Source organism: Sphingomonas sp. IW22 (assembly GCF_041321155.1).
Classification (GTDB): Bacteria; Pseudomonadota; Alphaproteobacteria; order Sphingomonadales; family Sphingomonadaceae; genus Sphingomonas.
Map to the genome: position 1 here is coordinate 2,109,955 of NZ_JBGGWB010000001.1, position 12,469 is coordinate 2,122,423.

The 12,469-nt window shown below is 65.8% G+C and carries 14 protein-coding genes; 8 read left to right on the forward strand and 6 right to left on the reverse strand.

Annotated elements, in window-relative coordinates:
* Nucleotides 1-76: 76 nt before the first annotated feature.
* Both pheS and pheT read left to right on the forward strand, forming a co-directional pair.
* Entirely contained in the window at nt 77-1,156 is a 1,080-nt protein-coding gene (pheS, locus tag ACAX61_RS10255; RefSeq protein WP_370714654.1) for a phenylalanine--tRNA ligase subunit alpha, read from the forward strand.
* Between the two features lie 25 nt (nt 1,157-1,181).
* Nucleotides 1,182-3,548, forward strand: a complete 2,367-nt coding sequence (gene pheT, locus ACAX61_RS10260; protein WP_370714655.1) for a phenylalanine--tRNA ligase subunit beta — start codon at nt 1,182-1,184, stop codon at nt 3,546-3,548.
* 67 nt (nt 3,549-3,615) lie between these two features.
* Here the strand turns inward: pheT and ACAX61_RS10265 are convergent, their stop codons facing one another.
* The 6 genes from ACAX61_RS10265 to ACAX61_RS10290 form a co-directional block, all read right to left on the reverse strand.
* Nucleotides 3,616-3,963: a hypothetical protein gene (locus ACAX61_RS10265; protein WP_370714656.1), complete on the reverse strand. Its 348-nt coding sequence runs from the start codon at nt 3,961-3,963 to the stop codon at nt 3,616-3,618.
* A 105-nt stretch (nt 3,964-4,068) separates the two neighbouring features.
* A complete protein-coding gene (locus ACAX61_RS10270) occupies nt 4,069-4,299 on the reverse strand; it encodes a DUF4170 domain-containing protein (RefSeq protein WP_370714657.1) in 231 nt (76 codons plus the stop codon).
* Nucleotides 4,300-4,402: 103 nt separating this feature from the next.
* On the reverse strand, nt 4,403-4,828 hold the full coding sequence (locus tag ACAX61_RS10275; protein WP_370714658.1) for a hypothetical protein: 426 nt from the start codon (nt 4,826-4,828) through the stop codon (nt 4,403-4,405).
* Nucleotides 4,825-5,181, reverse strand: coding sequence for a hypothetical protein (locus tag ACAX61_RS10280; RefSeq protein ID WP_370714659.1), 357 nt, complete (start codon nt 5,179-5,181; stop codon nt 4,825-4,827). Before ACAX61_RS10280 ends, ACAX61_RS10275 begins: the two co-directional genes overlap by 4 nt.
* Nucleotides 5,181-5,531, reverse strand: coding sequence for a phage holin family protein (locus ACAX61_RS10285; RefSeq protein ID WP_370714660.1), 351 nt, complete (start codon nt 5,529-5,531; stop codon nt 5,181-5,183). The genes ACAX61_RS10280 and ACAX61_RS10285 overlap by 1 nt, the downstream gene beginning before the upstream one ends.
* A gap of 20 nt (nt 5,532-5,551) precedes the next feature.
* On the reverse strand, nt 5,552-6,166 hold the full coding sequence (locus tag ACAX61_RS10290; protein WP_370714661.1) for a hypothetical protein: 615 nt from the start codon (nt 6,164-6,166) through the stop codon (nt 5,552-5,554).
* Nucleotides 6,167-6,312: 146 nt separating this feature from the next.
* Here ACAX61_RS10290 and eno point away from each other — a divergent pair, with 146 nt between their 5' ends.
* From eno to ACAX61_RS10320, 6 genes are all read left to right on the forward strand, one after another.
* Nucleotides 6,313-7,593, forward strand: coding sequence for a phosphopyruvate hydratase (eno, locus tag ACAX61_RS10295; RefSeq protein WP_370714662.1), 1,281 nt, complete (start codon nt 6,313-6,315; stop codon nt 7,591-7,593).
* Nucleotides 7,594-7,671: 78 nt separating this feature from the next.
* A complete protein-coding gene (locus tag ACAX61_RS10300; protein ID WP_370714663.1) occupies nt 7,672-7,959 on the forward strand; it encodes an FtsB family cell division protein in 288 nt (95 codons plus the stop codon).
* A 38-nt stretch (nt 7,960-7,997) separates the two neighbouring features.
* Nucleotides 7,998-8,270, forward strand: a complete 273-nt coding sequence (locus ACAX61_RS10305; protein WP_370714664.1) for a hypothetical protein — start codon at nt 7,998-8,000, stop codon at nt 8,268-8,270.
* A gap of 113 nt (nt 8,271-8,383) precedes the next feature.
* On the forward strand, nt 8,384-11,113 hold the full coding sequence (gene secA, locus ACAX61_RS10310; RefSeq protein ID WP_370714665.1) for a preprotein translocase subunit SecA: 2,730 nt from the start codon (nt 8,384-8,386) through the stop codon (nt 11,111-11,113).
* Nucleotides 11,114-11,181: 68 nt separating this feature from the next.
* A complete protein-coding gene (locus ACAX61_RS10315; RefSeq protein WP_370714666.1) occupies nt 11,182-11,739 on the forward strand; it encodes a sigma-70 family RNA polymerase sigma factor in 558 nt (185 codons plus the stop codon).
* Nucleotides 11,729-12,469 carry an anti-sigma factor gene (locus tag ACAX61_RS10320; protein ID WP_370714667.1) on the forward strand — a complete coding sequence of 247 codons (741 nt, stop codon included), beginning with the start codon at nt 11,729-11,731 and terminating at the stop codon, nt 12,467-12,469. Before ACAX61_RS10315 ends, ACAX61_RS10320 begins: the two co-directional genes overlap by 11 nt.

The following is a 12,469-nucleotide window of genomic DNA, read 5'->3' on the forward strand; positions in this document are numbered from 1 at the left end:
ACCACGGGTTGATTTGCCGCGCCGCATCGGGTTTCGGGGGAGCAACGGGCACCCATTTGCCGATTCAGGAATTGAAATGAGCGAGCTTCAGACACTTCAGGCCGACCTGCTCGCGCGCGTCGATGCCGCCGACAGCGCCGAGGCGGTCGAGACGATCCGCGTCGAGGCGCTGGGCAAGCAGGGGCGCATCACCGCGCTCCTGAAATCGCTGGGCGCGATGACGCCCGAAGAGCGTCAGGTCGAAGGGCCGGCGATCCATGGCCTGCGCGAAGCGGTGACGAACGCCATCGGCGCGCGCAAGGCGGCGCTGGAGCGCGCAGCGCTCGACGCGCGGCTGGCGGCGGAAACGCTGGACATGACGCTGCCCGCATCGGGCGTACCGGCGGGCACGGTGCATCCGGTCAGCCAGGTCATGGACGAGCTGGCCGAGATTTTCGCCGATCTGGGCTTTGCCGTGGCGGCCGGACCGGAGATCGAGGACGACTGGCACAATTTCTCCGCGCTCAACATTCCTGAGACACATCCGGCGCGGGCGATGCACGACACCTTCTATTTCCCCGATGAGGGGGAAAAGCGGATGCTGCTTCGCACCCATACCTCCCCCGTGCAGATCCGCACGATGATGAAGGACAAGCCGCCCATTCGCATCATCGCGCCGGGCCGGGTCTATCGCAGCGACAGCGACGCCACGCACACGCCGATGTTCCACCAGATCGAGGGGCTGGTCATCGACCGGGGCATCACCCTTGGCCATCTGAAATGGACGCTGGAGACGTTTCTGAAGGCGTTTTTCGAGCGGGACGACATCGTGCTGCGGCTGCGCGCCAGCTATTTCCCGTTCACTGAGCCGTCGGTGGAGGTCGATGTCGGCTATTCGATCGTCAAGGGAAAGCGCGTGATCGGCGGGTCCGAAGGCTGGATGGAAGTGCTGGGCAGCGGCATGGTCCATCGCAAGGTGATCGAGGCGTGCGGGCTGGACCCGAACGAATGGCAGGGATTTGCGTTCGGCACCGGCGTCGACCGGCTGGCGATGCTCAAATACGGCATGGACGACCTGCGCCCCTTCTTCGACGGCGACCTTCGCTGGCTGCGCCATTACGGCTTTGCCGCGCTCGACGTGCCGACCCTGTCGGGCGGCGTCGGCGTTTCGGCCTGAACGACATTCCCAGGAAAGCATATCCATGAAGTTCACGCTGAGCTGGCTGAAGGATCACCTTGATACCGAAGCCGATCTCGACACGATTCTGACGACGTTGACGCGCATCGGCCTTGAGGTCGAAGGCGTCGAGAACCCGGCCGAGCGGCTGGCGGGCTTTCGCGTCGCGCGCGTGCTGACCGCCGAACGCCATCCGCAGGCCGACAAGTTGCAGGTGCTGTCGGTGGAAACCGGCGACGGCGCGCCGTTACAGGTGGTGTGCGGTGCGCCCAATGCCCGCGCGGGGCTGGTCGGGGTGCTGGGCACGCCGGGTGCGGTGGTGCCGTCCAATGGCATGCAGCTGCGTGTGTCGGCCATTCGCGGTGTCGAATCGAACGGCATGATGTGTTCCAGCCGCGAGCTGGAACTGGGCGACGATCATGACGGCATCATCGAACTGCCCGCCGATGCACCCGTCGGCACCGGCTTTGCCGATTATGCCGGTATGGACGATCCGGTCATCGACGTGTCGATCACCCCGAACCGCCAGGATTGCATGGGCGTGCGCGGCATTGCCCGCGATCTGGCCGCGGCAGGCCTTGGCACGCTGAAGCCGCTGTCGGTCGAGCCGGTCGCGGGCGAGGGCGAGGGACCGTCGGTTTCGATCGAGGACGAGGGCGGCTGCCCCGCCTTTTTCGCACAGAATGTGTCGGGCGTGACCAATGGCGCGGCGCCCGAATGGATGCAGCGCCGGTTGAAGGCGATCGGGCAGAAGCCGATTTCGGCGCTGGTCGACATCACCAATTACGTGATGTTCGACCTGGGCCGCCCGCTGCACGTCTATGACCGGGCCAAGCTGTCGGGCGGGCTGGTCGCGCGCGCGGCGCGGGCGGGGGAGCAGGTGCTGGCGCTGAACGGCAAGACCTATTCGCTGGATGCGGGCATGACGGTGATTGCCGACGACGCCCATGTCCACGACATTGGCGGCATCATGGGCGGCGAGGATTCGGGCGTTACCGAAACCACCACCGACGTGCTGATCGAATGCGCCTATTTCACGCCGGAGGCGATTGCGCGTACCGGCCAGCGGCTGAACCTGACCAGCGATGCGCGCGGGCGGTTCGAACGCGGCGTGGACCCCGCGTTCCTTGAGGACGGGCTGGCCATTGCCACGCGGATGGTGATGGACCTGTGCGGCGGCCGCGCCAGCGGCGTGACGCGCGCGGGACAGCCGCCGGTCGAGATGGGGAGCTTTACCTATGACCCCGCGCTTGCCGAGACGCTGGGTGGGTTGGCGGTTGCGCCGGACCAGCAGCGGGCGATCCTGATCGCGCTGGGCTTCACCGTCAGCGACGACTGGCAGGTGACCCCGCCGACATGGCGCCGCGATGTCGACGGCCCGGCCGATCTGGTCGAGGAAGTGATCCGGATCGAGGGGCTGGACAATGTCCCCTCCACCCCGCTGCCGCGTGCCGAGGGTGTGGCGCTGCCGACCGCAACGCCGGAGCAGCGGACCGAGCGCCGCCTGCGCCGCGCCGCCGCCGCGCGCGGTTTGAACGAGGCGGTGACGTGGAGCTTCATCTCCGAGAAGCAGGCCGCGGTGTTCGGGGGCGGCGCATGGACGCTGGCCAACCCGATCAGCGAGGACATGAAGGTCATGCGCCCGTCGCTGCTGCCCGGCCTTTTGGCGGCGGCGCAGCGCAACCTGAGCCGGGGCGCGACCAGCGTGCGCCTGTTCGAACTGGGCCGTCGTTACCTGGCCGATGGGGAGCGCGCGACGCTGGCGGTGCTGCTGGCGGGCGAGCGTTCGCCGCGCGAATGGCAGGGCGGCAAGGCACAGCCCTTCGACGCCTATGACGCCAAGGCGGAGGCGCTGGCGCTGCTGGAAGCGGCGGGCGCGCCGGTCGGCAATGTCAGCGTGATGGGCGACGCGGGCGAGGCATGGCATCCCGGCCAGTCGGGCACGCTGCGGCTGGGGCCCAAGACGGTGCTGGCGGCATTCGGCATGGTGCATCCGCTGGTGGCGCAGGCATTCGACCTGAGCGGCCCGGTCGCAGCGGTCGAGCTTTACCCCGATGCGATCCCCGCGCGGCGGTCCAGCGGTTTCATGCGCCCGGCCTTTGCGCCGCCCGCATTGCAGCCGGTGCGCCGCGACTTCGCGTTTGTCGTGCCCGCCACACTGGCCGCCGACCAGCTGGTGCGCGCGGTGCGCGGCGCCGACAAGGCGGCGATCGTCGATGCGCGCATCTTCGACCAGTTCACTGGCGCAAGTGTGGGTGAGGGGCTGAAAAGCCTGGCGGTCGAAGTCGTTCTGCAACCGGGCGAAAAGAGCTTCACCGATGCCGAGCTGAAGGCGGTGGCGGACAAGGTGGTGGCGGCCGCACGCAAGCTGGGCGCGGTTTTGCGGGGGTAGAGGGGAGGACACTGGCGCGGGCCGGTATGCGCGCGCCAGTGGGATTGTTCAGTTCATGCGGGACCGTTCACGGCTCAACGGCCCTAAGCATATATCCGGGGTGAACCCCCGAATCCGTTATGACAATATCCTGGCCCCCGCCGGGAGGTGGCGGCCCCTTGCCGTCCTGTCGAACCAATTGGCCCGAAATACATTTGTCGGGTCCCGATGCCCCGAACCCGTCAATTCGGATACCGATCCGACCATGGATGCCCGTACTCATGTCGGAAAAGATAACGCTGCGATCGGCTGATATTTCGCCGCAAAGCGTAAGATGTTTTCCGAGAAACCCCTCCAGGTCGCTGCGCACCGCTACGATGTTGGCTGGGGTGGGATCTGCGAGTTGGGCAAAAGCGACAAACAGGAAGGCGAACATCTATGCTTCTCCGCTTGCGGGGAGTGGATGCAGCCTGCTTCTTTACAGGTTGATCGTGCCCGCTGAAACGAAAAAGGGCCGCCCGGAAGCCGCCCTTTTCGTGTGTCACTCGCCCCGGTTCAGGGCGGGATCGGGTTCCAGCAGGCGGTGCAGGTGCACCACCACATATTTCATTTCCGCATCATCCACCGTGCGCTGCGCGGCGGCGCGCCATGCCTTTTCGGCTCTGGCGTAATCGGGGAACACGCCAACCATGTCGATGGCCGACAGGTCGGTGAAGTCGAGGGTCATCGGGTCGCTCACGCGGCCGCCGAAGACAAGGTGAAGCTTGCTCATTCGCCAAGATCCCGGTGCTGTGAAACGCCCGCTCGGCTGGCGGGCCTTGAGGGGTCAGCGCATAGCGGACTGCGCCAAATCCTCAAGGCCGCCCTGTCATTTCTCAGACGCCGGTCTTGGCACCTTCGCGCGCGGCCTTGGCGACATTACCGAGCACGGTGGCGGCCCGGTCCTTTGCACCCTGCTTGTCGGGCATCAGCGATTCGATTTCCTGCTTGCCGGCATCCCGCGCGCTGCGGGCAGCGGCGGCGGCACCGTCGGTCAGTCGCTTGCCGATAGGGCCGAGCGTCTGGCGCTCCTTTTCCGTGCGCGGCAGCAGCGCGCCGATCGCGACACCGATCGCCGCACCGCCGACCAGCGCGGCCAGCGGGCTGGATTCGATGCCGGTCGCGGTCTTGTGCGCCGCCTTTGACGCGGTGTTGCGGGTCGTGTCGATCGCGTGGGTCGCGGCGCCACGGGTGCTGTCCACTGCATGAGTCGCAGCTTCGCGAGTGCGCTGGGTCAGGCTGGGGTTCTGCGCTTCGTTCATGATGGGTGTCCTTCGGCCAATTCGATGTCGGTAATGTTGGGGTCGGTGGCGTCGTCGTGCCGTTTGCCGCGAAACAGTCGGAACAATGGCTTGCCCGCCACCAGCAGAAGCACGCCGCCCGCGATCGAGCCGGCAAGCGCAGGACGCGCCCGGACCGTTTCGATCGTCTGTTCGGTGGCGACCAGTGCCCTTGCCTGGGCGGTCTCCACCGCGGCCATCGCCTTTGCCTGCGCGGTTTCGACCGCGTCGTTGATCAGCGTGGAGGGGGCAAGGCGCTGCTTCAGCCGTGCGGCGTTGTTCAGCGTGGCGGCGCGGGCGGCATCCGCCTCCCGACGATATTGGGTGGAGCGCATCAGCTTTCCTCGCCAAGCGGTCGCGCGGCACGGCGCAGCCGCCCGATGGCGACCATGCCGATGATGCTAGCGATCAGGAGTGTGGCGACGACCACGATCAGCGTCGCCCAACCGGGCCCGACCGCCGGTGCCAGTGTCAGCACCAGTCCGACCAGCAGGGCGACGACCGCCGCCTGAACCAGTCCGGCGGCGGCGAGGGCAAGGCCGACGCCGATCCCGGCATCGCCGCCGCGCTCGCCGGCCAGCGCCTTGTAATAGGCGGTTTCCGCCCTGGCCCAGCGTTTGGCGTCGTCGACCGTCTGCATCGCCAGTTCGGCAATGCCCGGTTGCCCGGCTCGATGCTGCTCCATCCCCTGTTGTTCCACGGCGATCAGGTCGTCATCGTCGTGGTGGTGCCACCAACGGTCGTCGCACCGCCGGTTGCCGCAGGGGGGCGGGCGGTCGAAACGGTGGAGCCACCGGTCGTCGCGGTGTCGTCAGTCGGCTCGACACCGGCCTTGACCACGCGTGCAATCACGAAGCCGAGCGCGGCGGCGGTGCCGATGGCGATGGCGGGGCTTTTGCGAACGAAACCGCGAACGTCCTCAAGCAGTTCGTCGATGTCCTTCTGGTCGATCTGCGAAGCGAAGCCGCCCAGCGACTGGGCCGCCGAACGCGCATAATCGCCATATTGCGAGCCGAGCTTCTCGTCGACCTGTCCGGCGGCATCTTCCATCATCCGGGCGAGGTCGTTGATCGCGCCGGTTGCCTTGGCCTTGCCGTCGCCAGCAAAGGCGCGCGCCTTGTCGGCGGCCTGGGTGCCGATCTTGCCCGCTTCGGCCTTGATCGTGTCCTTGGTCGAACGCGACGTGTCGGTCGAGGTCGACCCGGGCGAGGACGCGGGTTCGAAGTTTACCGTGCCCGTATCGCCGCCCAGCGGCGCGGCCGGTTCGAAACTGGTCTGGGGCATCGGCGTGGTCGTGCCGGTGTTGTTCTGGTCAGCCATTTGAAATCCCTCCGTGGTTTGCCGAACAACCGCAGCGCGCGGCGCGGGTTCCATAGAATAGTTCGCGATCCGCGGTTTGCGCGAGCGCAGCGAAGCCTTTAAGGGCGGCGCCGATCCGCGCGCACCCAGATTAGGGAGACCGTTACGTGACCGCAATCATCGACCTTCACGCCCGCCAGATCCTCGACAGCCGGGGGAACCCGACCGTTGAGGTCGATGTGCTGCTTGAAGATGGCAGCTTTGGCCGGGCGGCAGTGCCGTCGGGCGCTTCGACCGGCGCGCATGAAGCCGTGGAACGCCGCGACGGGGACAAGTCCCGCTGGATGGGCAAGGGCGTGACCGAAGCGGTTGAGGCCGTGAACAGCGAAATCGCCGAAGCGGTGCTGGGCATGGACGCCGAGGATCAGGTCGATGTCGATCAGGCGATGATCGAACTGGATGGCACCGCCAACAAGGGTCGCATCGGCGCCAACGCCATTCTCGGCGTCAGCCTGGCCGTGGCCAAGGCGGCGGCGGATGCGCGCGGCCTGCCGCTGTATCGCTATGTCGGCGGGGTCGGCGCGCTGACGCTGCCGGTGCCGATGATGAACATCGTGAACGGCGGCGCCCATGCCGACAACCCGATCGATTTCCAGGAATTCATGATCATGCCCGTGGGCGCCGAAAGCCTGAGCGAGGCGGTGCGTTGCGGTGCGGAGATTTTTCACACGCTGAAGAAGGCGCTGTCGGACAAGGGGCTGAACACCTCGGTCGGGGATGAGGGCGGCTTTGCCCCCAATCTTGCCAGCGCGCCCGACGCGCTCGACTTCATCATGCAGTCGATCGAAAAGGCCGGGTACAAGCCGGGCGAAGACGTGATGCTGGCGCTGGACTGTGCCGCGACCGAATTCTTCAAGGACGGCGCCTATCACCTGGACGGCGAGGGCCGCGTTCTGTCGCCGACTGAAATGGCCGCGTATCTGGGCGAGTTGTGCGACCGTTACCCCATCATGTCGATCGAAGACGGCATGAGCGAGGATGATTTCGAAGGCTGGAAGGCGCTGACCGACCTGTTGGGCAAGCGGGTGCAGATTGTCGGCGACGACCTGTTCGTGACCAACCCGGCACGCCTGTCCGACGGGATCAAGCGCGGGCTGGCCAACTCGCTGCTGGTCAAGGTCAACCAGGTCGGCACGCTTTCGGAAACGCTCGAGGCGGTCAGCATGGCCCAGCGCGCAGGCTATACCGCCGTCATGTCGCACCGTTCGGGCGAGACCGAGGACGCGACGATCGCCGATCTGGCGGTCGCCACCAACTGTGGTCAGATCAAGACCGGCAGCCTGGCGCGTTCGGACCGGTTGGCCAAGTACAACCAGCTGATCCGTATCGAGGAAGAGCTGGGCGACGTGGCGCGCTATGCCGGTCGGGATGTGCTGCGAAACGCCTGATTTCGCGCTTGATTGCGGCGGTGTTCGCGTCGATATTGCCAATCGATGCGAACGCCGCCTAAAAACCGTCTGACCCCCATGCTGCAAAGCGCCGGCATCCCGGCGCTTGCGATCATTTTCATGGGCTTTTTCGGTTATTATGCGGTGATGGGGCCGAATGGCGTGCTTCGTTATCGTGAATATACGCGCACCCATGCCATCCGGGAGGCGGAATATGCCCGGCTGGACAAGAAGCGCGCCGCGCTTCGCAACCAGGTTGCGCTGCTGGACCCCAAGCGTGGGGCCAATCCCGACATGGTCGACGAACTGGTGCGCCGCGAACTGAACGTCGCGCATCCCGACGAGATCATCGTTCCGCTGAACTGACACGCTATGCGGTGGACGTTCGGCGCCGGGCCGCATAGATGGGTCGCGTGAACCTGTTGCCGATCCTTTACGCACTGCTTGCCGCGCTGACCGGGCTTTCGCTTGGCGGTGTGGAGGATGCGCGTGCCAGTCGGCCGGCGGTGTCGGCGGCAATCGCGGTCGCACGGCAGGTTGCCGCATCCACGATCGAGGCGTCGCGGATCGTTGCGACGTTCCGGCCCGCGCCGGTGGCACCGCGCGAACTGAACGGCACCGCGCTGTCGCTGGTGGCGACGCCGCTGGACCGGATGCCCGCGCGCCGTCGCGAATAGCTGGATTGGCAGCGGGGGAACCCGCGCATCCGATCCGCATTTCTCCATTCGTTACGCTTCCGTCCGTGCGCGCATCGCAGCCGTCGGGGGCCATTGCATAGACAGGATTTCCCATGTTCGGCGGCCTTGCCAAGACCTTTTTCGGCTCCTCCAACGACCGCTATGTCAAATCGCTGGGCGGTATCGTTGCCAAGATCAACGGCTTTGAACCGACGATCCAGGCGCTGAGCGACGACGAGCTGAAGCAGCAGACGGTGCGCTTTCGCGAGCGGCTGGCCAATGGCGAAAAGCTCGACAATCTGCTGCCCGAAGCATTTGCGACCGTGCGTGAAGCGTCGCGGCGCGTGCTGGGCATGCGCCATTTCGACGTTCAGATGGTTGGCGGTATCGTTCTGCATCGCGGCGAAATCGCCGAAATGCGGACCGGTGAGGGCAAGACGCTGGTGGCGACGCTGGCCACCTATCTCAACGCGCTGACCGGCGACGGCGTCCATGTCATCACCGTCAACGATTACCTCGCGCGCCGCGACGCGGAGGAGATGGGGCGGCTGTACGGTTTCCTGGGTCTGACCACTGGGGTAATCGTGCCGAATGTTGCCGATCATGAGCGCCGCGACGCTTATGCCGCCGACATCACCTATGGCACGAACAACGAGTTCGGCTTCGATTACCTGCGCGACAACATGAAATATGAGCGCGCGTCGATGGTACAGCGCCCGTTTTCGTTCGCGATCGTCGACGAGGTCGACTCGATCCTGATCGACGAAGCGCGGACGCCGCTGATCATTTCCGGTCCGACCGACGACAAGTCCGACCTGTATCTGGGCGTCGACGCCATCGTGAAGCAGCTGTCGCCCGACGATTACGAGAAGGACGAAAAGCAGAAGTCGATCGTCCTGACCGAGGACGGCACCGAAAAGGCCGAGCGGCTGCTTGAGGCTGCCGGGCTGCTGCAAGGTGCAAACCTGTATGATTTCGAAAATACGCAGGTGGTCCACCACCTGAACCAGTCGCTGCGCGCCAATGCGATGTTCAAGCGCGACATCGATTACATCGTGAAGGAAGGCAAGGTCGTCATCATCGACGAGTTTACCGGCCGCATGATGGACGGGCGCCGCTGGTCCGATGGCTTGCACCAGGCGGTGGAAGCCAAGGAAGGCGTGACGATCGAGCCGGAGAATCAGACGCTCGCCTCGATCACCTTCCAGAATTATTTCCGCATGTATCCCAAGCTGTCGGGCATGACCGGCACCGCGGCGACCGAAGCGGCCGAATTCTACGACATCTACAAGATGAACGTCGTGTCGATCCCCACCAACGTGCCGGTGCAGCGCGTGGATGAGGAGGACCAGTTCTACAAGACGTTGCAGGACAAGTTCATCGCGATCGCGCAAGGCATCAAGGAAAAGGCCGAAAAGGGCCAGCCGGTGCTGGTCGGCACGGTTTCGATCGAGAAGTCGGAACTGCTGAGCGAATATCTCGAAAAGGAAGGCGTGCCGCACAAGGTGCTGAACGCGCGCTATCACGAGATGGAAGCGCATATCGTGGCGCAGGCGGGCCGTCTGGGCGCGGTCACCATCGCCACCAACATGGCCGGTCGCGGTACCGACATCAAACTGGGCGGCAATCTGGAATTCCGCGTCGCCGACGAACTGGCCGGCGTGCCCGAAGGGCCGGAGCGCGAAGCCGGCATTGCCCGTATCCGTGAGGAGATCGAGGCCGAGCGTCAGCAGGTGCTGGCCGCCGGTGGTCTGTTCGTGCTGGGCACCGAGCGGCACGAAAGCCGCCGTATCGACAACCAGCTGCGCGGCCGTTCGGGGCGTCAGGGCGATCCGGGCCTCAGCCGTTTCTACCTCAGCCTCGACGACGATCTGCTGCGTATTTTCGGCCCGGACACGATGTTCGCCAAGATGATGCGCTCCAACATCGCGGATGGCGAGGCGATCGGCAGCAAGTGGCTGACCAAGGCGATCGAAACCGCGCAAAAGAAGGTCGAGGCGCGCAACTACGACATCCGCAAGCAGGTGGTCGAATATGACAACGTCATGAACGATCAGCGCAAGGTCATCTATGAACAGCGCGCCGACATCATGGATGCAGAAGCGGTGGGCGATGTCGTGGCCGATATGCGCGCGGAAACGGTCAACGCGCTGGTCGGCGAGGCCGTGCCGCCCAACAGCTATCCCGAACAATGGGATGTCGAGGGGCTGAAGGCACGCGTTGCCGAGATGCTGAACGTCGACGCGCCGGTCGATCAATGGATCGCCGAGCAGGACGGGCTGGAAGCGGAGGATATCGAAACCCGCATCCGCGAGGCCGCCGATCAGCTGATCGCGGACAAGGCCAAGGATCTGGATCCCGAAACCTGGGTCGGGATCGAAAAGTCGATCCTGCTTCAAAATCTGGATCACCACTGGAAAGAGCATCTGGCGATGCTCGACGCGCTGCGTCAGGTCATCCACCTGCGCGCCTATGCGCAGAAGACGCCGATCAACGAGTATAAGCAGGAAGCGTTCGGCCTGTTCGAACGGATGCTGGCTAGCATCCGCGACGACGTGACCCGCACCTTTGCCTATGCCCAGTTCCAGATGCAGGCCCCGCCGCCGCTGCCCGAACTGCCCGATTTCCTGACGCACCATTTCGACCCGCTGACCGGCGAGGACGACAGCTATGATCAGGACGGGTCGGCCGGCGTGATCCCGCCGTTCCAGATTCCGCAACCCGGTGGTGAGGCGCTGGGCGACGATCCGGCCAGCTGGGAAGGGCGCGTCAGTCGCAATGCCACCTGCCCGTGCGGGTCGGGGCGCAAGTACAAGCATTGCCACGGCGCACTGGTCGCCTGATCCGGCGCGATGCTCTTTCCTTCGTCGTTGCGGCGGGTTAACACCGTCGCAACGGCGCGGGAGATGGCATGACGGGGGCAGATGCGGCACGCGGGCGGTTGAGCGACGATCTGGCGCTGGTCGGCGGTGGCGACCGCGCGGCGCTTGCCCGCGTTTATGATCGAACGTCGGCCAAGCTGTTCGGCGTCGTGCTGCGGGTGCTGCACGACCGTGAGGCGGCAGAGGACGTGCTTCAGGAAGTCTATCTGAAGATCTGGAAGCGCGCGGCCAGTTTCGACCGCGACCGTGCCAGCCCGATCACCTGGATGGCGACCATTGCGCGCAACAGCGCCATCGACATGCGCCGGTCGCGCGAACGGCGGCAGGAAGAGCCGGACAGCTTGATCCAGATGACCGCCGACGACGTAGCTGCCGATGAAATGATACGCGATCACGACGAACGGATGCAGCTTGCGACGTGCATGGGTGAACTGGAAGAGCATCAACGCCAGTTCATCCGTTCGGCATTTTTCGACGGCTTCACCTATGCCGAACTGGCTGAGCGGGCGACGGTGCCGCTGGGCACGATGAAAAGCTGGATCCGGCGCGGGCTGGAACGGTTGCGGCGGTGCCTCGATGGCGAGTGAACCCCCCGTGGCCGAGGGCCCCGACCTGCTGGCCGCCGAACTGGTGCTGGGCCTGCTGCCCGCCGACGAACGCGCGCAGGCAGAGGCGTTGCGTGAGCGTGACCCCGCGTTCGACGCGGCGGTGATTGCGTGGGAGGGGCGGCTGGCCCCGCTTTACGACGAGATCGCCGAAGTCGCGCCCGATCCCGCGTTGTGGTCGCGGATCGAGGCGCGTCTGCCGGCGGTCGCGGCCAATGACGACGTGCCAGCCAGCGCGTTGCCGTGGAAGGTGGCGACGGGCCTGTTCGGGACGGTCGCCGCTGCATTGGCGCTGGTGCTGATCACCCGGCCCGAACCGCAACCGGCTCCGGAGCCGCGCATCGTCGAGGCACCGGCGCCTGAGGTCATCCAGGCCCCGGCCGAAACATTGGTGGCGCAGCTGAACGACGGCGAAGGCGCGTCGATGCTGGCGATCCGGCTGGACGCAGGCGGCGAATTGCGGGTTCGCGCAACGGCGATCCCGGCGGGCGAGGGCGAGCCGGAATTGTGGGTCATCCCAGCGGGCGGCGCGCCGGTCTCACTGGGCCTGATCGCGCGCGAAGGGGAGAGCCGTGTGGCGCTGACCGGGCCGCGTGACGGGTTGCTGACCGACGGCGCGACGCTGGCGCTGACGCTGGAGCCGCGCGAGGGCGCACCGCATCAGGCGCCGAGCGGCGACATCCTGGGCACGGCGCGCATCACGCGGCTGTAA